The following is a 22,233-nucleotide window of genomic DNA, read 5'->3' as shown; positions in this document are numbered from 1 at the left end:
CACCGCACCCACGGCCAGGCGAAAGGCCGCCTTAGCCAAATGCAAATGGCGAGCGTCCCGGAGCGCCCACACACTGCGGTGATGGCGCAGGCGGGAGCGCCCGGGTGTCCGTCGCCCGCGCGTCCCTCTATATGTATACGGACAACGCGTGCGCAAAGAACAAAAGTGCGCCGGCCGCGCCAGACCGTTGATCACAGGAGGAGACGCATGGCAACGAAGCAAACACGATGGCGGCCCGCCGGCATGCTGGCGACCGTGCTGGGCGCGCTGGTTCCACTGGCCTGCGTGGCCTCGCTGGCGGCGAGCGCGGGCGCCACGGCCGCCGAGCCGTATCCGTCGCGGCCGATCAAGCTGATCGTCGGCTATACGCCGGGCGGCCCGGTCGATACCGCGGCGCGGATCTATGCCGATTACCTCGGACGAGTGCTGAAACAGCCGGTGGTGGTCGACAACCGTGCCGGCGCCAGCGGCGCGATCGCCGCCGAGCTCACCGCCAAGGCGCCGCCCGACGGCTATACGCTGTACTTCGTCGCCAGTCCGACCATGACGATGACGCCGCTGATCCAGAAGGCGGTCAACTTCAATCCGACCCGGGACTTCAGCTACATCGGGCTGATCACCGACTACACCAATGTGCTGCTGATCAACAAGGACTTCCCGGCCAGGACTGTCGGCGAGCTGGTGGAGTACGCCCGCAAGCACCCGCAGGGCGTGGCGTTCGGCTCGGCCGGCGTCGGGGCGTCCAACCATCTGTCGGCTGAACTGCTGGCGCAGATGAGCGGCGTCAAGATGCTGCACGTGCCGTACAAGGGCAATTCGCCGGCGATGACCGACGTGATCAGCGGCAAGATCGCCTTCATGTTCGATATCACCGGCACCGCGATCGGGCATATCCAGGGCGGCAAGGTGCGGCCGCTGGCGGTCACGTCGAAGGAGCGCAACGCCGCGCTGCCGAACGTGCCGACGATGGTCGAGTCGGGACTGAAGGACTATGCGGTGACCGGCTGGTACGCGCTGATCGGGCCGCCGAAGCTGCCGGCCGAGGTGATCGACACGCTGGTCAAGGCGCAGCAGACCGTCGGCGACGATCCGGCCTTCCGCCAGCGGATGACGCAGGGCGGCTACGACCTGAACATCACCGGACCGAAGCCGCTGGGCGAGCGGATCGAGCGGGAGCTGAAGCTGTGGGGCGGGGTGGTGAAGACGGCGAAGATCGAGGTGGAGTGATGGTCGGCCGCCGGCTTGTGCCGGCGGCCTCCGGGCGGTGTCTTGCTCTACGACGCTTTTGCGCTATTGCGCTTTTACGCTTTTACTCCTCGACCACCGCCCAGCCTTCCATCGCCTGCCCGCCAGCATCGTCGCCCGTCCACAGCAGCACGCGTCCGGGCTGCTGCGCGTCGCGGCGGCCGCCGACCGTGACGAGGTCGTGGTCGAACAGCGGCGCCATGCCGCGGAAGCCAAAGCGCCTGACGTTCGCGCGCGGCAGCTCGCGTGCCAGCAGGTCCACCATCAGCACCGCCTGCAGCGGACCGTGGACGACCAGGCCGGGATAGCCTTCGACGTCGCGCACGTAGTCGTGGTCGTAATGGATGCGGTGGCCGTTGAAGGTCAGCGCCGAGAAGCGGAACAGCATCACCGGATCGGCATGCAGCTGGCGCTGCCATTGCGGCTCGTGCGGCAGGCGCGGGCGCGCCGGCTGGGCCTGGCCGGGCTGCGGCATGTCGCGATAGACGATGTCGTGGCGCTCGCTCAGCGCCGTCTCGCCGCCGACGGTCAGCACATGGCGGACCGAGACGAACCACAGCTCGCCGCTGCGACCGGTTTTCTGCTGCACGTCCTCGATGGTCGAGGTGCGCGTCACGGTGTCGCCGACCCGCAGCGGACGCTGAAACTCGAGCTCGCTGCCGGCCCACATCCGGCGCGGCAGCGGTACCGGCGGCAGGAAGCCGCCCAGCACCGCGTGGCCGTCGCGGCCAAGCTTGCGCTGCGGCGCGCGCGGCAGGAAATAGAGCCAGTGCCACAGCGGCGGCAGCGGTCCGCGCGCGATCGCTTCGCCGTCCAGATCCAGCGTGGCGGCGAGCCCGAGCACGGGCTCAGGCGCCAGCGTTTCGGTGCGGCTTTCGCTGCGGCCGATCCACTGGCGCAGCGCTTCGAGGCTGGTGTCGGCCGGATTGGCAGTAGGTTGTTGGGCCACGGTTGGGAAGTCCTTTTGTCTCTTGTGTTGTGGGGAACGGCGAGGCTGGCAGTCGGCAACACCGTCCATGCGAGCGTAGGAGCTCAGGCGGCGCCCGGCAACCAGTCCGCCACGCTGTCCATGTGGTCCAGCGCCCAGACCCGCGCGATGATCGCGCGCATCTCCGTCTCGCTGGCGCCCTGGCGGAAGGCGGCCAGCTGCAGCGCCTTGGCCTCGAGCTCCGGCCGGCTCAGCGTGTTGTCCGGATCGCCCTTGGGCACGTCGACGCGTGCCTCCAGCGACCGGCCATCGGCGGTCGTCACGGTCACGCGGCCGATCCACTGGCGCGGATAGGCGGCGTTGATCTCCGCGTCCAGCGCCATCGCGACCTTGCTGCGGAAGGCCGCCACGCGCGGGTCGCGCAGCGCGTGCTGCTCGAACTCGCCCAGGCCGGCGTGGCCATGCCAGGCGACCAGCCCGAGCACCGTGCCCATCGAGAACTTCGCCTGATGGATCGTGACCGGATCGACCACGGGGCCGAGTACGTCGATCGCGCCCTGGTGCACGTGCGCGGTCACGCTGGCGATCTGCCCGGCGGCCAGGCCCTCGCGCTGCATCAGCGCCTTCAGCGCATCGGCGGCCGGATGGGTGTGCCGGCACGAGGCGAAGAACTTGAACGAGGTCTCGGCGGTGGCCCAGCGCGTGCCCAGGCCGTCGGTCAGCCGCGCCGGATCGGCGTCGCTCGACATGCCGGCCGCCATGCCCTGCGCGCCTTCGAGAATGCGCCGTGCGCCGGTGAAGCCCGCCCGCGCCAGATGGGCCGACATCAGCCCGTCCGCGGCGGCCTTGGCGGTATGCAGTTGCTTCGAATCGGCGGCGTCGCGCAGGAATTCCCACAGCCCGGCGGCCTGGGTGCCCGCCGAGCCCAGCGCCTGGTTGATGCCCTCGGCATCGAGCCCGTACAGCTTGGCCACCGCGGCCGCGGCCGCCAGCGTGCCGACCGTGCCGGTGGTATGGAACACCCGATAGTGGGAGCGGCCCATGAATTCGCCGATGCGGATGCCCGCCTCGTAGCCGGCGATCGCCGCGGTCAGCAGCTGCGCGCCGCTGTTGCCCTCGGCCTGGGCCGCGGCCAGCACGGCGGGAAACACCACCGCGGCCGGATGCAGCACCGAGCCGTTGTGCACGTCGTCCTGCTCGACCACATGCGAGGCGGCGGCATTGACCAGCGCGGCGAACCACGGCGAGGTACGGCGGCGATCGACCAGCACCTCGGCCGGGCCCTGCTGCGGGCCCATCGCCACGGCGAATTCCTGCAGGCGGCGAATCGCCGGGGCGTCCTTGCCGGCGACCGCCGAGGCGATCCAGTCGAGGAACAGGTCCTTGGTGCGCTCGACCACTGGCGGCGGCACGTCGGACAGCGTGAAGCGGGCAAGGAACTCGCAGAGTTCGCGGGTGGGATAGGCGCTTGAGGAGCTTGGCATTGGCTTGGCGTGGATCGGGTTGGCGCGGAAGGCAGTCGCAACGGCGGCGGCAACGGCGGCGGTAACAGCGGCGGTAACAGCGGCGGTGACAGCGGCGATGAGGGCGCTGGCCTAGAACGACCGCGGCAGTCCCAGCACGTGCTCGGCCACATACGACAGGATCAGATTGGTCGAGATCGGGGCCACCTGGTACAGGCGCGTCTCGCGGAACTTGCGCTCGATGTCGTATTCGGCGGCGAAGCCGAAGCCGCCGTGGGTCTGCAGGCAGACGTTGGCCGCTTCCCACGACGCGTCGGCGGCCAGCAGCTTGGCCATGTTGGCCTCCTTGCCGCAGGGCTGGCCGGCGTCGAACAGCTCGGCGGCCTTGTAGCGCATCAGGCTGGCGGCCTCGACATTGACGTAGGAGCGGGCGATCGGGAACTGGATGCCCTGGTTCTGGCCGATCGGCCGGTCGAACACGACGCGCTCGCGCGCGTAGCCGCTGGCGCGCTCGACGAACCAGTAGCCGTCGCCGATACATTCGGCGGCGATCAGGATCCGCTCGGCGTTCAGCCCGTCGAGGATGTACTTCAAACCCTTGCCCTCCTCGCCGATCAGGTTCTCGGCCGGGATTTCCAGGTTGTCGAAGAACAGCTCGTTGGTCTCGTGATTGACCATGTTGCGGATCGGCTGGACCGTCAGGCCGTTGCCGATCGCCTCGCGCAGGTCGACCACGAACACCGACAGGCCCTCTGACTTGCGCTTGACCTGGTCCAGCGGCGTGGTGCGCGCCAGCAGCAGCATCAGGTCCGAATGCTGCACGCGCGAGATCCAGACCTTCTGGCCATTGACGACGTAGCGGTCGCCCTGGCGCACCGCGGTGGTCTTCAGCTTGGTGGTGTCGGTGCCGGTGGTCGGCTCGGTCACCGCCATCGACTGCATGCGCAGCTCGCCGGCGGCGATCCCTGGGAGCCAGCGCTGTTTTTGCGCCTCGGAGCCGTGCCGCAGCAGGCAGCCCATCACGTACATCTGGCCGTGGCAGGCGCCGGAATTGCCGCCGCTGCGGTTGATCTCCTCCATGATCACGGAGGCGGCCGTCAGCGGCAGGCCCGAGCCGCCGTAGCTCTCGGGGATCAGCGCTGACAGCCAGCCGGCCTGCGTCAGCGCCTGGACGAACTGCTCGGGAAAGGCGTTCTGCTCCTCGACGCGCTGCCAGTAGGCGGAATCGAAGCCGGCGCACAGGTCGCGCACGGCCTCGCGGATTTCGGGGTAATGCGCATCGCGCGCTGGATCGATGGTCATCGTCGGGCCCTTCGCAGGGGAATCACGGGAATGGGGCCATTATTCCCGAGCCCGCCGCGCACCGACATTCGCATTTGCCAAAGAGCGGCTTAGGGCGCGCCTTACCTCCGTTACCTGGCCCCGGGCCGTCGCGGTGGCCCCGGACGGCGGCTCAGACCGGCTCGCGCGCCGCGTCGATCAGGTAGTGCACCAGGGTCTCGGCGAATTGCGGCAGCTCGCGGCCGGGCCGGCGCACCAGGCGCAGCTCGCGCTTGGCCCAGTCGTCCTCCAGCGTGATGAAGCGCAGCACCTTGCGGCTGGCGTAGCGGCGCGCGCAGCTGTTGGGCACGATCGCGATGCCCGCGCCGGCCTCGACCATGCGGCAGACCGCGTCGAAGCTGCCGACCTGGATGCGCAGGCTGATGCGCTTGCCCATGCCGCTGGCGATGCGGTCGAGAAAGGACTGGATCGCGCTGAACTGGTTCAGGCCGACGAAGCGGCAGGTATCGAGCAGATCGGCGAAATGCAGCCGCTTGAACTGCGGCAGCGGGTGGTTGACCGGCGCGATCACGATCAGTTCGTCGCTGCACAGCTGCATCACGTCGAGGTCCTCGGTGGCGACCTCGCCGGCGACGATGCCCAGGTCCGCCGCGCCGGCGCCGATGGCCGAGACGATCTCCTGCGACAGGTGTTCCTCCAGCTCGATGTCGACGTCGGGGTTCTCCGACAGGAAGCGCGACAGCGCGCTGGCGAGAAAGGAGTTGGTGGCGGTGGTGTTGGCCAGCAGCCGGACCTTGCCCTTGACGCCCTTGGCGTAGGGGCGCAAATCGGCATGCAGGCATTCGAGCTCGCGAAAGACCTCGCGCGCGTGCCGCAGCAGCGCGTCGCCGGCGGGCGTGAGCCGCACCCCCTTGACCTGCCGGATCAGCAGCTGCGTCTGGAACGCTTCCTCCAGCTGCTTGATGCGGGTGCTGGCCGCCGGCAGCGACAGGAAGCTGCGTTCGGCCGCCCGCGTCAGGTTATGGGTTTCCCCTACGTTCAGGAACAGGCGCAGGTCGGTCAGGTCGTAATGCATCGCGTCGTGATGGGTTTGGCGGGATAGAACGGAGGGTTTCGGCAGGCGGAAGGCGTCTTTTGGGATTGGCGAATTCCCCTTTCGCTGCCGGCAATTTATCGTATATGCCGCTTCAATAGAACCTCGACGGTGGGACAGGAGACCGATGATGACGGCGAAGGTGGAAGGATCCGCGGCAGGCACGATGGCTGGCAAGGTGGCAGTGGTGACCGGCGCGGGAGGCGGCATCGGCCGCGGCATCGCACTGGCGCTGGGCGCCGCGGGCGCGCGCGTGGTGGTCAACGATATCGGCGTGTCGCTGAGCGGCGAGGGCGGCGATCCGGGACCCGCGCAACGCGTGGTCGACGAGATTCAGGCGGCCGGCGGCGAGGCGGTGGCCAACACCGACAGCGTGTCGAGCTGGCAGGGCGCCAACGCGATCGTCCAGTGCGCGCTCGATCGGTTCGGCCGCATCGACGCCGTGATCAACAACGCGGGCAATCTGCGCGACCGCATGTTCTTCAAGATGAACGAGGAGGAATGGCGCGCGGTGATCGACGTGCATCTGCATGGCACCTTCTTCGTCAGCCGCGCCGCCGCGCCCTACTTCAAGGACCAGCAGAGCGGGGCCTATGTCCATATGACCTCCACCTCCGGTCTGATCGGCAATTTCGGCCAGGCCAACTACGCCGCCGCCAAGCTCGGCATCGCGGCGTTGTCCAAATCGATCGCACTGGACATGGCGCGTTTCAACGTTCGGTCGAACTGCATCGCGCCGTTCGCCTGGAGCCGGATGACCAGCTCGATCCCGTCCGAGACGCCCGAGGAGCAGGCGCGCGTGGCCAAGCTGCAGAAGATGGAGGCCGGCAAGGTCGCGCCGATGGCGGTGTTCCTCGCCAGCGATGCGGCGCGCGAGGTCAACGCGCAGATCTTCGCGGTGCGCGCCAACGAGATCATGCTGATGAGCCAGCCGCGGCCGGTGCGATCGGTACATGCCAGCGAAGGATGGACGCCGGAGACGATCGCCGAGATCGCGATCCCGGCGATGCGCAACAGCTTCTATCCGCTCGAGCGCTCGCCCGACGTCATCAACTGGGACCCGATCTGACACTCGCTGCTGCCGGCAGCAAGCTGGCAGCACGTCGCGCCGGGTGCTGACGCCCGGCGCTCCGCTCGCGCAGCGCGTGCTCGCCATCGTTCGGTGGGACACGTTCCGCAGCCTCGCTTTCCTTCCTTCCCCTTCCTGCGCTCCACCTTCGTGCCGTCCGCCGATCGATTTTCGCCGACGCGCATGTCGACGCGCATCGCGGTTTCCCCTCATCGTCGCGAGTCGCTGCTGCCAACTCCCGCTCGTATCGATCCACCGGTCCAATGTGGCCCGCAATTTGCTGGTGTACCGACAACGGTGGCCGCAGCATGCCGCCGCGCGGGCAACCGCGACGGGGAGACAGCGATGCGATCGACGCCGTCGAATGCGAACTGGAACCTGTAGCGGTTTCGGCATTCCAATGGGCACGCACCCGCACGGTGCGCACCACGATTCCAAAGGGGAGACGCGATTGCCTCGACGGTGCATGGAGACAACTGGCGAACGATGCTTCGCCACACCCGGGCCGACAGCAGGCCCACGCCCGGGCCGATGGGTTAACCCTGCTTTTCTGCAGCGCGATGCGCGATGTCGCGGCGCTCCGTTTTCATCCCGTTTCGATCCCCGCTTCGATCCGCGTTTTGCGCATCGCGAACACGACAGCAGCATGTCGTGCGACGTGGCACGCGAGGCCTTCGCAGCGGCAACGATGCAGGATGTGCCAACGTACGACCCCACCCGTTCCAAGGTTTTGCAGTCCCGGTATGTCGTCGATGCTCGTCGGAAGCAATCGTTACAAACGGGGCAGTGCAGCACCAAAGGGAAAGGTGTAAGGTGTGTCCCAGAACATGGTCGCACCGCCCAGTGCGAACCGGTCAGCGTGCCGCTCAGTCGCACGCAGCCAGGACGCAGTTTTCTCGAGCACGACAGCGCCGTTGCGAGTGCGCAATGCGCGTCAACAAGCTCTTCCCCCTGGGCGTTATTTGACTATGATGAAGTAAAGACTTCGCAACATGGTCAGTCTTCCGCCAAGCCGGGGTGGCGGTATTCAAAGGCTGATACGTGGAATGAGGCAGGGTACCTACCTGCAGACGGACTGCGTTCGCCTCGGACGAGACTCTGACGGGAGTGAGGTATGGACATTTTCGGCCACTACGCCACGCGCTTCGAAGCTCGCAAGGAAGAGGAATACAGCATCCAGGAGTATCTGGAGATCTGTAAGAAAGACCCTACTGCCTATGCGACCGCGGCCGAGCGCATGCTCGCCGCGATCGGGCAGCCAGAGCTGGTAGACACGCACCACGACCCGCGACTGTCGCGCCTGTTCTTCAACAAGGTCATCAAGATCTATCCGGCCTTCCGCGAGTTCTACGGCATGGAGGACACGATCGAACAGATCGTCTCGTTCTTCAAGCATGCCGCGCAGGGTCTCGAGGAACGCAAGCAGATCCTCTACCTGCTCGGGCCTCCCGGCGGCGGCAAGTCCTCGCTCGCCGAGAAGCTCAAGTCGTTGATGGAGCAGATCCCCATCTACGCACTGAAGGGCTCGCCCATCCATGAATCGCCGCTCGGACTGTTCTCGCCCGAGGAAGACGGCAAGATTCTGGAGGAGGACTACGGCATCCCGGTCCGCTATCTGAACACCATCGCCTCGCCATGGGCGGTCAAGCGCCTGCACGAGTTCAACGGCGACATCACGCGCTTCCGCGTGGTCAAGCTGCGGCCCTCGGTGCTGTCGCAGATCGCGATCGCGAAGACCGAGCCGGGCGACGAGAACAACCAGGACATCTCCTCGCTGGTCGGCAAGGTCGATATCCGCAAGCTCGAGGACTATCCGCAGGACGACCCGGACGCGTACTCGTACTCCGGCGGGCTGTGCCTGGCCAACCGCGGCCTGCTCGAGTTCGTCGAGATGTTCAAGGCTCCGATCAAGGTCCTGCACCCGTTGCTGACCGCGACACAGGAAGGCAACTACAAGGGGACCGAAGGCTTCGGCGCGATTCCGTTCGACGGCGTGATCCTCGCCCACTCGAACGAGGCGGAATGGCAATCGTTCAAGGCGGACAAGAACAACGAGGCCTTCCTCGACCGGATCTACATCGTCAAGGTGCCGTACTGCCTGCGCGTGTCGGACGAGGTCAAGATCTACGACAAGCTGCTGCGCAGCAGCTCGCTGTCGGCCGCGCCGTGCGCGCCGAACACGCTGAAGATGATGGCGCAGTTCGCGGTGCTGACGCGGATCAAGGAACCGGAGAACTCGAACATCTTCTCCAAGATGCGGGTCTACGACGGCGAAAGCCTGAAGGACGTCGACCCGAAGGCGAAGTCGTACCAGGAGTACCGCGACTACGCCGGCATCGACGAGGGCATGAGCGGGCTGTCGACGCGCTTCGCGTTCAAGGTGCTGTCCAAGGTCTTCAACTTCGACAACACCGAGGTCGCGGCCAATCCGGTGCACCTGCTGTACGTGCTCGAGCAGCAGATCGAGCGCGAACAGTTCCCGCCGGAACAGGAAGCGAAGCTGCTGTCGTACATCAAGGAATACCTGACGACACCCTTCGTCGAGTTCATCGGCAAGGAGATCCAGACCGCTTATCTGGAGTCGTATTCCGAATATGGTCAGAACATCTTCGACCGCTACGTGGTGTTCGCCGACCTGTGGATCCAGGACCAGGAGTACCGCGATCCCAATACCGGCGAGATCCTCGACCGCAACGCGCTGAACGACGAACTGGAGAAAGTGGAAAAGCCCGCGGGTATCTCGAACCCGAAGGATTTCCGCAACGAGATCGTCAACTTCGTGCTGCGGGCACGGGCCAACAACGGCGGCAAGAACCCGAACTGGACCAGCTACGAGAAGCTGCGCATGGTGATCGAAAAGCGGATGTTCTCGACGACCGAGGACCTGTTGCCGGTCATTTCCTTCAACGCCAAGTCCTCGCGCGAGGATCAGGAGAAACACGAGAACTTCGTCAACCGCATGGTCGAGAAGGGCTATACGCCCAAGCAGGTCCGGCTGCTGGTGGAGTGGTACTTGCGCGTTCGAAAATCATCGTAACGGCGCCTGCACGGGGCCTCTGAACGAGGGCAACCAATATGGCCACGGTCATCGATCGGCGGGAGAATGGCGGCAACAAGAGCGCGGTCAACAAGCAACGTTTCATCAAGCGTTACCGCGAGCAGATTCGGCAAGCCGTAGCGAAGGCGGTGTCCGGCCGGAAGATCATGGACATCGAACAGAGCGGGCAGGTGTCCATTCCGGTCAAGGACATCTCCGAGCCGATATTCCACCATGGCCAGGGTGGCAAGCGCGAGTGGATCCACCCCGGCAACAAGAAGTTCGTCCGCGGAGACAGTTTCGACCGCCAGCAGCAGGGGGCGGGCGGAACCGGCTCCCGGGCGAGCGACTCGGGCGAGGGCGAGGACGATTTCGTCTTCACGCTCTCGCGCGAGGATTTCCTCAATTTCTTCTTCGAAGACATGGCGCTGCCCGACATGGCCAAGCGCCATCTGGCCAAGATCGCCGAGGTCCGCAAGGTGCGCGCGGGCTTCTCGATCGACGGCACGCCCTCGAACCTGTCGGTGCTGCGCACCATGCGCAGTTCGCTCGGCCGGCGCATCGCGTTGTCCGGGCCGTATCAGCGGCGCCTGCATGCGCTGGAGCAGGAGTACAGCGAGGTCCTGGAACAGGAAGGCCCCTACACGGCGCGCGCGCAGGAAATGATGAAGGAGATGCGCCATCTTCGCGCCTGCATCGACCGCGTGCCCTTCATCGAGAAGCTGGACCTGCGCTACAACAACCGCGTGCTGAAGAAGCGCCCTCAGGCGCAGGCGGTGATGTTCTGCCTGATGGACGTGTCCGGTTCGATGGACGAAAGCCGCAAGGACCTGGCCAAGCGTTTCTTCATGCTGCTGTACCTGTTCCTGAAGCGGAACTACGAACGCATCGACGTCGTGTTCATTCGCCACCATACGGTCGCCAAGGAAGTCGACGAGGAAGATTTCTTCCACTCGCGCGAATCGGGCGGCACGGTGGTCTCCAGCGCGCTGAAGCTGATGGTCGACGTGATCCACAATCGCTACCCGGCCAGCCAGTGGAACATCTACTGCGCGCAGGCATCGGACGGCGACAACTGGGCCGGCGACTCGGAACTGTGCGGCCGGCTGCTGCGCGATTCGATCCTGCCGCTGGTGCAGTACTACGCCTATGTCGAGGTCGCGTCGGAAGAGCCGCAGAATCTGTGGGAAGAGTACATGACGGTCAAGAGTGCGCACGAGAACTTCGCGATGCAGCGGATCATCGGCGCGGACGAGATTTATCCGGTGCTGCACGACCTGTTTCAGAAGAAGGCGGCCTGGCCGAGCGCGGGGCGCTGACGCGTCGCCGCGCCGATGCGCGGACGTTGCTGCGGTGAGACCGCGCAAGGATGCCGCATCGAAAGACAGGCCTTGGCTAACCGGCGGAGACGCGATGGCGATCCGCCGACATGGGGGTGGGAAATGGCATACCTCTCTACCGGTTCGGAGTGGACCTTCGAGCTGATCCAGCGGTACGACCGGGAGATCGCACGCATCGCGGCGGACTTCGGCCTCGATACCTATCCCAACCAGATCGAGATCATCACCGCCGAGCAGATGCTCGACGCCTATGCGTCCGCCGGTCTGCCGGTCGGCTACAGCCACTGGTCCTACGGCAAGCACTTCCTGGCGTCCGAGCGCAGCTACCAGCGCGGCCATATGGGCCTGGCCTACGAGATCGTGATCAACTCCAATCCCTGCATCGCCTATCTGATGGAGGAGAACACGATGCCGATGCAGGCGCTGACGATCGCGCACGCCTGCTACGGCCACAACGCCTTCTTCAAGGGCAACTACCTGTTCCGCACCTGGACCAACGCGGACGCCATCGTCGACTATCTGCTGTTCGCCAAGAACTACATCGCCGAATGCGAGCAGCGCTATGGCGAGCAGGAAGTCGAACTGCTGCTCGACTCCTGCCATGCGCTGCAGAACTACGGCGTGGACCGCTACAAGCGGCCCAAGAAGCTGTCCATCACCGAGGAACAGGCGCGCCAGGCCGAGCGCGAAAACTATCTGCAGATGCAGGTCAACGATCTGTGGCGCACCTTGCCGAAGCACCGCTCGCACGCGCTGGTGACCGAGGACGAACCGCCCGAGACCGAGGCCACCTTCCCGCCGGAGCCGCAGGAAAACCTGCTGTACTTCATCGAGAAGAACGCGCCCAAGCTGCAGCCGTGGCAGCGCGAGATCGTCCGCATCGTGCGCAAGATCGCGCAGTACTTCTACCCGCAGCGGCAGACCAAGGTGATGAACGAGGGCTGGGCCACGTTCTGGCACTACACCATCCTGCACGAGCTGTACGAGCAGGGGCTGGTCAACGACGCCTTCATGATGGAGCTGCTGCAGGCGCATACCAACGTCATCTACCAGCCGCCCTACCATAGCCCTTACTACAGCGGGCTCAATCCTTACACGCTTGGCTTCCTGATGTTCCAGGACCTGCGCCGCATGTGCGAGCGCCCGGACGAGGAGGATTATCGGTGGGCGCCGGAGATCGCCGGCACCGACTGGCGCAAGACGCTGGACTTCGCCATGCGCAACTTCAAGGACGAGAGCTTCCTGCTGCAGTTCCTGTCGCCGCGCGTGATTCGCGAGCTCAAGCTGTTCTCGGTGCTCGACGACGACCGCGAAAGCAAGCTGCGCGTGACCGCGATCCACGACGACGAGGGCTATCGCCGCATCCGGCAATTGCTGGCCAGCCAGTACGATCTGTCCAATATCGAGCCGAATATCCAGGTGACCAACGTCGATGTCGGCGGCGACCGCTCGCTGACGCTGCGCCATCTGCAGAGCGACCGCCGGCCGCTGGCGCAGAACTTCGAAGAGGTGATCCGCCATGTCACGCGGCTATGGGGTTTCACCGTGCGGCTCGAGGTGGTCTACGAGGACGGCCGGCACGAGATCAAGTACGAATGCCGGCCGGAGCGCAAGCACCACCACCGCAAGGCGGCGTGAGCCGACGGCAACGGCGCGATAGCGGCCGGACGGTCTAAGTGAGGCAAGAGGGCCAGAGCGGGGATTTCAGCGCTGAAATCCCCGCTCGTCTTGTCTGGAGCCCGCGCCCGACGCGGGCGCTTACGCCGTCCCCGCGCTCCCCTCGATCAGCGGCTTGACCTCCGCCGCGCCGCCGCCATCGAGCTGCAGCGTCATATACGGCGAGGCCATGCGGATGCCCGCCGCGTCGAACTTCTGCTTCAGCGTCGCGTTGAACGCCCGCGTGACCTCGAATTGCGCCAGCGGCAGCGTCTTGAACTGGGCCAGCACCACCGGCCCGGAAGGATCGAAGCGGTCCAGCCCGAGGATGTCCAGCCCCGACAGCAGCCGATGCGTGAAACGGATGTCCTGCGCGATCTCGTCGCCGGCCTCGCGGATCAGCGCCAGCGCGCGATCCAGGTCGCTGTCGTAACGCAGGCCGATATTGAACACCGCGAACGCATGGCCGCGCGACAGGTTCTTGATCGCCTTGATCTGGCTGTACGGCAGCACATGCAGCGCACCCTTGCCGTCGCGCAGCTTGATGGTGCGGATCGTCATGCCTTCGACCGTGCCGCTGTGGTCGGGCAGCTCGACCACGTCGCCGATCGCGATCGAGTCCTCGAGCACGATGAACAGCCCGGTGATCAGGTCCTGCACCAGCGTCTGGGCGCCGAAGCCGATGGCCAGGCCCACCACGCCGGCGCCGGCGATCAGCGGCGTCACGTTGACGCCGAGGTTGGCCAGCACCGCGATCAGCGCCATCACCAGCAGGGCGACGAAGACGGCGTTGCGCAGCAGCGGCAGGATGGTTCGGGCCCGCATGCTGGGCGGCTGCCCGCGCCCGTGTCCCGGCGACAGGGCCTGGGTGATGGCGGTATCGATGACCAGCCAGAACAGCCACGACAGCAGCACCGCGGCCAGCGCGCCGAACACGGCGTCGGCGAAGCGGCGGCCCAGCGCGGTCGAATGCATCAGATGCAGCAGCGAATTGCCCCAGACGCGGCTGGTCAGTTCGAAGAAGCCCAGCCAGATCACCAGGCGCACCAGCGTGACCGCGAAGCGGCCGAAGCGCGCCAGATAGGCCGAGCGCCGCTGCCAGCGCTGTGGATGGCCGCGCTGGTGGGCCTGCGGCGAGCGCCCGGTCACCACGGTCAACGCCAGCGCGGCGACCAGCAGCGCGACCGTCAGGATGGTGCGGCCCAGATAGTCGTCGGCGTGGCCGGCCGCCAGCAGCGTACCGATCACCGAGGCGAGCACCACCGCCAGCACCGGCAAATGCCAGGTGCCGCCGGCCAGCCGCAGCACATCGGTGATGGCCGGATGGGCCTGGCGGATCGCCAGCGGCCGGTTGGCGATCAAATGCGCGATCGGGCGGCGAAAACGCAGGCAGAACCACGCCATCAGCAGCGCCGCGCCGATGTTGGACAGGTTGGCGGTCACCGCGGACAGGTTGATGCCGAGCGCGGCGATCACGCGGGCATTGGTCGCGGCGTCGCCGAGCGCCGCCAGCGAGCCGATCGCGAACAGCACTTGGCGCGAGTGCTGGTGCAGGTCGTGGACGGCGCGCCGCCGGTGGGCGGTATTGAAGACCGCAAACAGCGTCTGCGATATCGCCGACAGCACCGCGCCGGCGATCAGCGCATAGGCCACCGCCAGCGCGGCGACACCGGCCGGCACCAGATGCAGCGACAGGCTGCGCACGATCCAGATCGCCACGCCGAAGGCGACGGCCCACGGACCGACCCGGCGCAGCATGAAGATGCCGACGTCGGTCCACGAGGGCACGGTGGGCAGCTGGACACGATCGACGGGCCGCATCAGCCGTCCGCGCACGCGCCGCGCCAGTTCGTGCAGCAGCCAGCCGCCGATGGCCCAGCCGATCAGCACCGCGGCGAACAGCTGCGCCGATCGCAGTGCGCTGCCGCGGCCGCGATCGGTCAGTGCCTGCTGCCATTCCTCGCCGGCAAAGCGCAGACGCCAGCTCCAATAGCGCCAGGGTCCCTGATCCTTGCCGAGCCGGTCGTCGACCTGCTCGACCGCCTCGGCCAGCGCCCCGACCAGTCCGCCGGCCTCGGCCTCCGAGGCTGGCGCGACGGCCACGGCCGACGCACCGAGGCCGTCGCGGACGGCCTGCAGCTGACCGACGAGCGCGGCACGCTGCTGGTCGTTCTGCAGCGTCTCGATGACCTGGTCCAGCGATTGCGCCAGCGGCACGCTGGCCGCGGCCTCCGACGCCGGCGCGGACGCGCCGGTAGAGGAGCCGGCGGCAGGCTTGCCCAAGGGCGCCGCCGCGCCCGCGACCGGCATCGCGCCGATCGCGCATAGCCAGATCAGCGCCAGCCAGAGCAGATGACATCGCCGTTTCATCGTCGCAGGAGCCTCGTCGAAAGCGGTCATCGGCCCCGGGGCCGGGGCCGCCATGGGCGCACTGTAACCGATGGCCAGGCCGGGCACGACCCGTCTCCGTCTGACGCCGCGGGGCGCCGCCGTCGCCGATACCACGACCACAAGCGCCACCAAAAGCGGCGCCATACGCAACTTCGCCGATAGTGCTACTCTAACTCCCCTCTTTTCTCCGACCCCTTTCTTCAGGTTCTTGTACAGGCCCCTAACTCAGGAGATTGTCGTGGCCCGCAAAACTCCCATCGAGCGCTATCGCAACATCGGCATCAGTGCGCATATCGACGCCGGCAAGACGACCACGACCGAACGCATCCTGTTCTACACGGGGGTCAGCCACAAGCTGGGCGAGGTGCACGAAGGCGCCGCGACCATGGACTGGATGGAACAGGAGCAGGAGCGCGGCATCACGATCACGTCGGCCGCGACCACGGTGTTCTGGAAGGGCATGGCCGGCAAGTATCCCGAGCACCGGATCAACATCATCGACACCCCCGGGCACGTCGACTTCACCATCGAGGTCGAGCGCTCGATGCGCGTGCTCGACGGCGCCGTGATGGTCTACGACGCGGTCGGCGGCGTGCAGCCGCAATCGGAGACGGTCTGGCGTCAGGCCAACAAGTACGGCGTGCCGCGCCTGGCCTTCGTCAACAAGATGGACCGCGTCGGCGCCGACTTCTTCCGCGTGCGCGAGCAGATTGCCGAGCGGCTCAAGGGCGTGGCGGTGCCGGTGCAGATTCCGATCGGCGCCGAGGACCATTTCCAGGGCGTGGTCGACCTGGTGCGCATGCAGGCCATCGTCTGGGACGAGGCCAGCCAGGGCGTGCGCTTCGAATACCGCGAGATTCCGGCCGAGCTGGCCGACACCGCGCAGCTGTGGCGCGAGCGAATGGTCGAGGCCGCAGCCGAGGCCAACGAGTCGCTGCTGGAGAAATACCTGGGCGGCGAGGCGCTCAGCGAGGACGAGATCAAGGCCGGCCTGCGCCAGCGCACCATCGCCAACGAGATCGTGCCGATGCTGTGCGGCAGCGCGTTCAAGAACAAGGGCGTGCAGGCAATGCTCGACGCGGTGGTCGACTATCTGCCATCGCCCGCCGACGTGCCGGCGATTCGCGGCCATACCGAGGACGATCGCGACGCCGAGCGCCACCCGAGCGACGACGAGCCGTTCTCCGCGCTCGCCTTCAAGATCATGACCGACCCGTTCGTCGGCCAGCTGATCTTCTTCCGCGTGTACTCGGGCGTCGTGAATTCGGGCGACACCGTCTACAACCCGGTCAAGGGCAAGCGCGAGCGCCTCGGTCGGATCCTGCAGATGCACGCCAACACCCGCAACGAGATCAAGGAAGTGCGGGCCGGCGATATCGCCGCGGCGGTCGGCCTGAAGGAGGCGACCACCGGCGACACGCTGTGCGATCCGGCCAACGTGATCATCCTCGAGCGGATGACCTTCCCCGATCCGGTGATCTCGCAGGCGGTCGAGCCCAAGACCAAGGCCGACCAGGAGAAGATGGGCGTCGCGCTGAACCGCCTCGCGCAGGAAGACCCGTCGTTCCGCGTCAGGACCGACGAGGAGTCGGGCCAGACCATCATCTCCGGCATGGGCGAGCTGCATCTCGAAATCCTGGTCGACCGGATGAAGCGCGAGTTCGGCGTCGAGGCGACCGTCGGCAAGCCGCAGGTCGCGTATCGCGAAACCATCCGCCAGGCGATCAAGGGCGTCGAGGGCAAGTTCGTCAAGCAATCGGGCGGCCGCGGCCAGTACGGCCATGTGGTGATCGACCTGGAGCCGCAGCCGCAAGGCAAGGGCTACGAATTCGTCGATGCGATCAAGGGCGGCGTGATCCCGCGCGAATTCATCCCCGCGGTCGACAAGGGCATTCAGGAAACGCTGAACGCCGGGGTGCTGGCCGGCTTCCCGGTGGTGGACGTCAAGGTCACGCTGGTGTTCGGCTCGTACCACGAGGTCGACTCGAACGAGAACGCTTACCGGATGGCCGGCTCGATGGCCTTCAAGGACGGCATGCGGCGCGCCCGTCCGGTGCTGCTCGAGCCGATGATGGCGGTGGAAGTCGAGACGCCGGAGGAGTTCACCGGCAACGTGATGGGCGATCTGTCGTCGCGGCGCGGCATCGTGCACGGCATGGACGAGATCGCCGGCGGCGGCGGCAAGCTGGTGCGCGCCGAGGTGCCGCTGGCCGAGATGTTCGGCTACTCGACCTCGCTGCGTTCGCTGACCCAGGGCCGCGCGACCTACACGATGGAGTTCAAGCACTACGCCGAGGCGCCGGCCAACGTCGCCGACGGTGTCGTCAACGCGCGCCGGCAGTAAGTCCGCCAGTCAGCTCTCCAACAAGGCCTCACACGAAGGGCGGCTCGCCCTGCCAGTCGAAGAAGTCCGGCATGTCGCGCGACACGGTCTGCGGGAACGCGGCCGGCCGCTTCTGCAGGAAGGCCTCGACGCCTTCCTTCGCATCGGGCGAACGGCCGCGCGACTGGATCGCGCGGCTGTCGAGCTTGTGCGCCTCCATCGGATGGGCGGCGCCGGCCATGCGCCAGATCATCTGCCGCGAGATCGCGACCGACACCGGCGCGGCGTTGTCCGCGATTTCTCGTGCCAGCGCATAGGCCGCCGGCAGCAGCTCGTCCGGCGCATGCAGCGAACGCACCAGGCCCCGGTCCAGCGCCTCCTGGGCCGGGAACACCCGCCCGGTATAGCACCACTCGAGCGCGGTCGAGATGCCGACCACGCGCGACAGGAACCAGGATGACGCGGCTTCCGGCGTGATGCCGCGGCGCGAGAACACGAAACCGAACTTGGCCCCGGTCGAGGCCAGCCGGATATCCATCGGCAGCTGCATCGTCACGCCGATACCCACCGCGGCGCCGTTGATCGCACCGATCACCGGCTTCAGGCTGCGGAAGATCCGCAGTGCGACACGTCCGCCGCCGTCGCGGTGCGGCGCGTCGGCCGGCGCCCCATAGCGCTTCTCGAAATCGAAGGTCGAGCCGCCCGAGGACAGATCGGCGCCGGCGCAGAACGCGCGTCCCGCGCCGGTGACCACCACGGCCCGTACCGCGTCATCGGCGTCGGTGGCATCGAAGGCCGCGATCAGCTCCTGCATCATCTGCGCATTGAACGTATTCATCTGTTCCGGCCGATGCAGCGTGATGGTGGCGATGCCGTCGGCGACGGCGTAGCGCAGCGTTTCGAACTGGGATGGGTGCATGGGGGCTCCGTGGTTGCCGGTCAATGCGGGGAAGGTCGATCGCGCCGTTCCGCTCAGGCGAAGGTGATCGCGCCGCGCCGGTCCGCGCGTTCCAGATGCGGCACGTTGTTGAAGCTGAGCAGACGCTGCGTATTGCGCCCGCAGATGATTTCGCAGAAGGCGGTATTGCGGAACTGCAGGTTCAGTTCGATCGCGGTCTGCGCCGGCGCGTTCAGCATGTCGGCCACCGCCCGGCCGATCGCGCCGCCCGAGCTGACCACCAGGATCGCATCCTCGCGCGTCGCGCCCTCGGCGCCGTGCGCCAGCCCGGCCGCGATGCGCTTGCCGAATTCCTCCCAGCTCTCGGGCATGCCGGTCAGCGTGCCGGCGGTCCAGGCGGCGAAGGCCGCGCGGAACGTGCGCCAGTAGTCCGCGTAATCGCCGTTCTGATGCGCGCGGTGATCGGCGCCGCCGGTGTGGGCGCAATACAGCGCCTCGCCGTCGTACTCGTTGAAGCCGGGATGGGTTTCGATGGCCAGTCCGGCACCGGCTTCCCCCATGGCGGCCAGGATCTCGCTGGCGGTGTCCTGCTGGCGCACCAGCGAGCCGGCGATGACACGCCGAAAGCGCACGCCGCGCTCGACGAAATACTCGCCGAGCCAGCGCGATTGCTGGCGGCCCTGCGCCGACAGGCAGTCGTAATTGGCCGCGCCGAAGGAGGCCTGGCCGTGGCGCACGAGAAATAGCGTTGCCATAGAGGGGTACGGATGGTTGGGAGAAAGCCGGCCCGCAGGTCTGGCCGTCCGGCCGACGGTGGGTCGTCGCGCTCGATTGTAGGGCGCGCTCCGAGTGCCGGCCAGCAAGGGTGACACGCTGCATACCGGTCATGGCCGCGCTGCATTCTCCATGCGTGCGCGCCTCCCGAGGCTCAGATTTCAAAAGGCGGCAACACGTTACGCAAATGGCGCCGCCCTACGCGGTTACCGTGGCGGGCGGCCCGGAGGAGGGCGTTTCCATTGCGTGAAAAGGGGAGGTCGAGACGATGCGTACGTATCACAGACTGGTTTTTCGCGATTGCACCGCCTTCAGCGCGGCGCTCGAATCGTCGCATTGCGGCGCGGGGGTGCGCGCGGCGCTGACGCGCGGCGAGGTCATCGAAGTGCAGGGGCATCGGTTCCGACTGTGCCGGTCGGAGTCCGGCTGGAAGATCAGGACCGCGCCGTTCTGGCAGATGACCCACGGCCAGCGTTTCGCGCGGTTGATGCGGTATCTGTGCCTGGGCGGCGACGAAGTGCTGTGGGAAGGGAGGGTACGCCGCTTCGTCAAGCGCTGCGCGATACGCGTGGAGACCGAAGGCAGCGGCGAGGGCGCGCGGCCGCGTGTACTGCCTCTCTATCTGAAGGTTTGGCTGCCGCCGCCGGTGGAGCAAGGCGGCACGTCCGCCACCGGCCGCGAGACCGATCTCCAGCGGCGCGCCCAGCTGCTGCGATACGGCACGCCGCCGGCAGCCAGACGCGACCGCGCGTCCGAAGAGGCAGGCCCGGTGTCGCCGCCCCACCGGCCCGTCATCCCGGCCGGCATCGACCTGCGCCGCCTGTGCCCCGACGTCGCGGCCAGCTTGTTCGGCCCGGGCGCAGACTTGCAAGGGCGCAATCTGCGCGACAGCGATCTAGGCCCGCTCGATCTGAAGGGAGCCAATCTTCGCGACGCGGTGCTGCTCAGGTGCCAGGCTCGCGAGGCGGTGCTGAGCGGGGCGGACCTGCAGGGGGCCGACCTTCGCTTTGCCGATCTGCGCGGCGCCAGGCTTGACGGAGCCAACCTGCAGCGTGCGCAGCTGGCGGGCGCCCAGTTGCAGAACGCCACACTAGACGGTGCCGATCTTCGCGGGCAGCGCCTCGATGCCGCGGCGCTGGCCGGTGCGACGCTGCGCGATGCCATGCTCGACGGCGCCGAGCTGGTGCTGGCCGAAGACGTGTTCTGCAGCAGCGCACGCACCACCTTGCTCAAACCGCTGGATCAGCCCGAGGGCAACCTGTTGTGGACGCTGTCTTCCCTGCCGACGCAGGCACAACGGCGCAACCTGATGATCCGCATCGTTCAGGCACTGTTCGAGGCCATGAGGCTGAACCATAACGTCGCGGATACCCATGCCGCGGTCGCCCAGGTACTGCTGCGCCATGCACCTGACTATTGGAGCGATCTGCGCGACCCCAATGCGAAGCTGTCCATCAACGTCTGGATGCAGGCCATCGCCAAGCACCAGTGCATGCAACTGGTCGGCGCGGTAGCCGATCCGTGCGTCAGCGCGGTGGCCGACCTGGCGGAGCGATATCGCGCGATGTTCAGCGCGTTGAGCGGTGGACAGTGCCGATGGAGCTTTGAGCCCCCGGAGCGCTTGTTGGACCATCTGTCCGAATCCCGATCGCGCTCCCAGCCGCAGCCGCAGCCCCAGCCGCAGCCTCAGCCTCAGCCGCAGCCGCAGCCTCAATCAAGCCTGACGCCGGTGTCTTCGGTCAATTCGAGCACCACCGGCAGATAGGCCCGATAGGCGCGGTTCGCCTCGGCCGGCAGATTGCCGACCGGCTCGGCGCCCATTTCGTCGATCCGGCGTGCCAGCGGGCCGCTGCGGACCCTGATGGTGGTGGCGAGGATGGCGATGATGATGGCGATGGCGATCGCTTGTCGCGATATTCAGCCGGACGTCAGATAGCACTCGATCAGGCGCGCCATCTGCACAGGCAGTTCGTCGTCGTCCAGCCGCAACGGAGACGGGTCGTGCCACAGCGCATTGACCAGCATGCCGAACGCGGCCTGCATGGCGAAGCGCACCTTCGGCTCGGCCCGCGTGCCATCGTGCAGGCGCGGTACCAGCAGCGCCACCATCCGGTCCGCGAAGGCCGTTGCACAGTCCCGATGCGGCTGCCAGACCTGCGGCCGTGCCACGGCCTGCTGCAGCGCCGCGCGCAGCAGGCCGCGCTGGGCGCGGCATCCGCGCACCAGCAGGCGCATCGCCTTGTCGAGCAGCACCGGGGTTGGCACCGCCGCGCAGCGATGCGGGGCGAGATGGCGCTGCAACGCTTGCTCCGCCTCGCGCACCGCCGCCGCCTGCAGCGCTTCGAAAAAGGCCGCCTTGTCGCGAAAGCGCCCGTAGAAGGCGCCGACCGACAGCTCGCACGCCCCGACGATCTGCGCCACCGAGATCGCTTCGAAGTCCCGCGTTGCCAGCAGCGCGCGGCCCGCCGCCAGCAACGATTGCTCGGTATCGCGGGCGCGCTGGCGCTTGGGCGCATGCAGCAGCGATCGGACCTCGAGCGCTGGGAAGGCGGTGCGCGCGGTGCCGGATAGCGGGAACGGAGAGGCAGGGGTCATGGCGGCTCCCGAGGTTGGTAATGCGGAGTGGTCGACTTTGACTGACAACGATGCGCGATGCGCGCTCGGACCAGCGCGGCGCCGATGCGCCCGGTGATCGATTGGTCAGTGTCCGGTCACGTTAGGGGCCCCATCGGACA

15 protein-coding genes and 1 pseudogene are annotated in these 22,233 nt (G+C 67.0%); 7 read left to right on the top strand and 9 right to left on the bottom strand.

Going from position 1 to position 22,233, the window contains the following annotated elements:
• Positions 1-243 precede the first annotated feature (243 nt).
• On the top strand, positions 244-1,227 hold the full coding sequence (locus J5T34_RS23355; protein ID WP_432207701.1) for a Bug family tripartite tricarboxylate transporter substrate binding protein: 984 nt from the start codon (positions 244-246) through the stop codon (positions 1,225-1,227).
• An 82-nt stretch (positions 1,228-1,309) separates the two neighbouring features.
• Here J5T34_RS23355 and J5T34_RS23350 read toward each other — a convergent pair whose 3' ends face one another.
• The 4 genes from J5T34_RS23350 to J5T34_RS23335 all read right to left on the bottom strand — a co-directional run bounded on the left by J5T34_RS23350 (position 1,310) and on the right by J5T34_RS23335 (position 5,992).
• A complete protein-coding gene (locus J5T34_RS23350; protein WP_208583279.1) occupies positions 1,310-2,194 on the bottom strand; it encodes an FAS1-like dehydratase domain-containing protein in 885 nt (294 codons plus the stop codon).
• Between the two features lie 83 nt (positions 2,195-2,277).
• Positions 2,278-3,657: an MmgE/PrpD family protein gene (locus tag J5T34_RS23345; protein ID WP_208583278.1), complete on the bottom strand. Its 1,380-nt coding sequence runs from the start codon at positions 3,655-3,657 to the stop codon at positions 2,278-2,280.
• A gap of 111 nt (positions 3,658-3,768) precedes the next feature.
• Positions 3,769-4,938: an acyl-CoA dehydrogenase family protein gene (locus J5T34_RS23340; protein WP_208583277.1), complete on the bottom strand. Its 1,170-nt coding sequence runs from the start codon at positions 4,936-4,938 to the stop codon at positions 3,769-3,771.
• A gap of 151 nt (positions 4,939-5,089) precedes the next feature.
• Positions 5,090-5,992: a LysR family transcriptional regulator gene (locus J5T34_RS23335; protein WP_174108705.1), complete on the bottom strand. Its 903-nt coding sequence runs from the start codon at positions 5,990-5,992 to the stop codon at positions 5,090-5,092.
• Positions 5,993-6,140: 148 nt separating this feature from the next.
• On the opposite strand from J5T34_RS23335, the gene J5T34_RS23330 reads away from it, so the two are divergent.
• The 4 genes from J5T34_RS23330 (at position 6,141) to J5T34_RS23315 (ending at position 13,094) form a co-directional block, all read left to right on the top strand.
• Positions 6,141-7,079 carry an SDR family NAD(P)-dependent oxidoreductase gene (locus J5T34_RS23330; RefSeq protein ID WP_208583353.1) on the top strand — a complete coding sequence of 313 codons (939 nt, stop codon included), beginning with the start codon at positions 6,141-6,143 and terminating at the stop codon, positions 7,077-7,079.
• A gap of 1,114 nt (positions 7,080-8,193) precedes the next feature.
• Positions 8,194-10,116 (top strand): PrkA family serine protein kinase, encoded by a 1,923-nt coding sequence (locus J5T34_RS23325; protein WP_006576790.1) that lies wholly within the window; start codon positions 8,194-8,196, stop codon positions 10,114-10,116.
• Between the two features lie 38 nt (positions 10,117-10,154).
• The gene (locus J5T34_RS23320; RefSeq protein WP_174108707.1) at positions 10,155-11,435 is read left to right on the top strand and encodes a YeaH/YhbH family protein; all 1,281 of its coding nucleotides are present in this window, start codon (positions 10,155-10,157) and stop codon (positions 11,433-11,435) included.
• A 123-nt stretch (positions 11,436-11,558) separates the two neighbouring features.
• Entirely contained in the window at positions 11,559-13,094 is a 1,536-nt protein-coding gene (locus tag J5T34_RS23315) for a SpoVR family protein (RefSeq protein WP_208583276.1), read from the top strand.
• Positions 13,095-13,214: 120 nt separating this feature from the next.
• Here the strand turns inward: J5T34_RS23315 and J5T34_RS23310 are convergent, their stop codons facing one another.
• Positions 13,215-15,482 (bottom strand): mechanosensitive ion channel family protein, encoded by a 2,268-nt coding sequence (locus J5T34_RS23310; RefSeq protein WP_208583275.1) that lies wholly within the window; start codon positions 15,480-15,482, stop codon positions 13,215-13,217.
• A gap of 259 nt (positions 15,483-15,741) precedes the next feature.
• On the opposite strand from J5T34_RS23310, the gene fusA reads away from it, so the two are divergent.
• Complete coding sequence (gene fusA / locus J5T34_RS23305) at positions 15,742-17,847, top strand: elongation factor G (RefSeq protein ID WP_208583274.1); 2,106 nt, start codon at positions 15,742-15,744, stop codon at positions 17,845-17,847.
• 28 nt (positions 17,848-17,875) lie between these two features.
• Here fusA and J5T34_RS23300 read toward each other — a convergent pair whose 3' ends face one another.
• Both J5T34_RS23300 and J5T34_RS23295 read right to left on the bottom strand, forming a co-directional pair.
• Positions 17,876-18,745, bottom strand: a complete 870-nt coding sequence (locus J5T34_RS23300) for a crotonase/enoyl-CoA hydratase family protein (RefSeq protein ID WP_208583273.1) — start codon at positions 18,743-18,745, stop codon at positions 17,876-17,878.
• Between the two features lie 53 nt (positions 18,746-18,798).
• Positions 18,799-19,479 carry a histidine phosphatase family protein gene (locus tag J5T34_RS23295; RefSeq protein ID WP_208583272.1) on the bottom strand — a complete coding sequence of 227 codons (681 nt, stop codon included), beginning with the start codon at positions 19,477-19,479 and terminating at the stop codon, positions 18,799-18,801.
• 368 nt (positions 19,480-19,847) lie between these two features.
• On the opposite strand from J5T34_RS23295, the gene J5T34_RS23290 reads away from it, so the two are divergent.
• Positions 19,848-21,263, top strand: coding sequence for a pentapeptide repeat-containing protein (locus tag J5T34_RS23290; RefSeq protein WP_208583271.1), 1,416 nt, complete (start codon positions 19,848-19,850; stop codon positions 21,261-21,263).
• Here J5T34_RS23290 and J5T34_RS24010 read toward each other — a convergent pair.
• Both J5T34_RS24010 and J5T34_RS23285 read right to left on the bottom strand, forming a co-directional pair.
• A pseudogene (locus tag J5T34_RS24010) lies at positions 21,209-21,337 on the bottom strand (tripartite tricarboxylate transporter substrate binding protein); the annotation flags it as partial. The gene J5T34_RS23290 and the pseudogene J5T34_RS24010 sit on opposite strands and share 55 nt — an antisense overlap.
• A gap of 78 nt (positions 21,338-21,415) precedes the next feature.
• The gene (locus J5T34_RS23285) at positions 21,416-22,093 is read right to left on the bottom strand and encodes a TetR/AcrR family transcriptional regulator (protein ID WP_208583270.1); all 678 of its coding nucleotides are present in this window, start codon (positions 22,091-22,093) and stop codon (positions 21,416-21,418) included.
• Positions 22,094-22,233 lie beyond the last annotated feature (140 nt).

Source organism: Cupriavidus gilardii, from assembly GCF_017598945.1.
GTDB lineage: Bacteria > Pseudomonadota > Gammaproteobacteria > Burkholderiales > Burkholderiaceae > Cupriavidus > Cupriavidus gilardii_E.
This window is presented reverse-complemented; position numbering and strand designations above follow the sequence as displayed.

Excerpts from the sequence above, each read along its gene's own strand:
- J5T34_RS23340 (WP_208583277.1), bottom strand. The coding sequence starts at position 4,938 with ATGACCATCGATCCAGCGCGCGATGCGCATTACCCCGAAATCCGCGAG.
- J5T34_RS23285 (WP_208583270.1), bottom strand. The coding sequence starts at position 22,093 with ATGACCCCTGCCTCTCCGTTCCCGCTATCCGGCACCGCGCGCACCGCC.
- J5T34_RS23310 (WP_208583275.1), bottom strand. The coding sequence starts at position 15,482 with ATGAAACGGCGATGTCATCTGCTCTGGCTGGCGCTGATCTGGCTATGC.
- J5T34_RS23300 (WP_208583273.1), bottom strand. The coding sequence starts at position 18,745 with ATGCACCCATCCCAGTTCGAAACGCTGCGCTACGCCGTCGCCGACGGC.
- J5T34_RS23355 (WP_432207701.1), top strand. The coding sequence starts at position 244 with ATGCTGGCGACCGTGCTGGGCGCGCTGGTTCCACTGGCCTGCGTGGCC.
- J5T34_RS23295 (WP_208583272.1), bottom strand. The coding sequence starts at position 19,479 with ATGGCAACGCTATTTCTCGTGCGCCACGGCCAGGCCTCCTTCGGCGCG.
- J5T34_RS23315 (WP_208583276.1), top strand. The coding sequence starts at position 11,559 with ATGGCATACCTCTCTACCGGTTCGGAGTGGACCTTCGAGCTGATCCAG.
- J5T34_RS23325 (WP_006576790.1), top strand. The coding sequence starts at position 8,194 with ATGGACATTTTCGGCCACTACGCCACGCGCTTCGAAGCTCGCAAGGAA.
- J5T34_RS23345 (WP_208583278.1), bottom strand. The coding sequence starts at position 3,657 with ATGCCAAGCTCCTCAAGCGCCTATCCCACCCGCGAACTCTGCGAGTTC.
- J5T34_RS23335 (WP_174108705.1), bottom strand. The coding sequence starts at position 5,992 with ATGCATTACGACCTGACCGACCTGCGCCTGTTCCTGAACGTAGGGGAA.
- J5T34_RS23330 (WP_208583353.1), top strand. The coding sequence starts at position 6,141 with ATGACGGCGAAGGTGGAAGGATCCGCGGCAGGCACGATGGCTGGCAAG.
- J5T34_RS23320 (WP_174108707.1), top strand. The coding sequence starts at position 10,155 with ATGGCCACGGTCATCGATCGGCGGGAGAATGGCGGCAACAAGAGCGCG.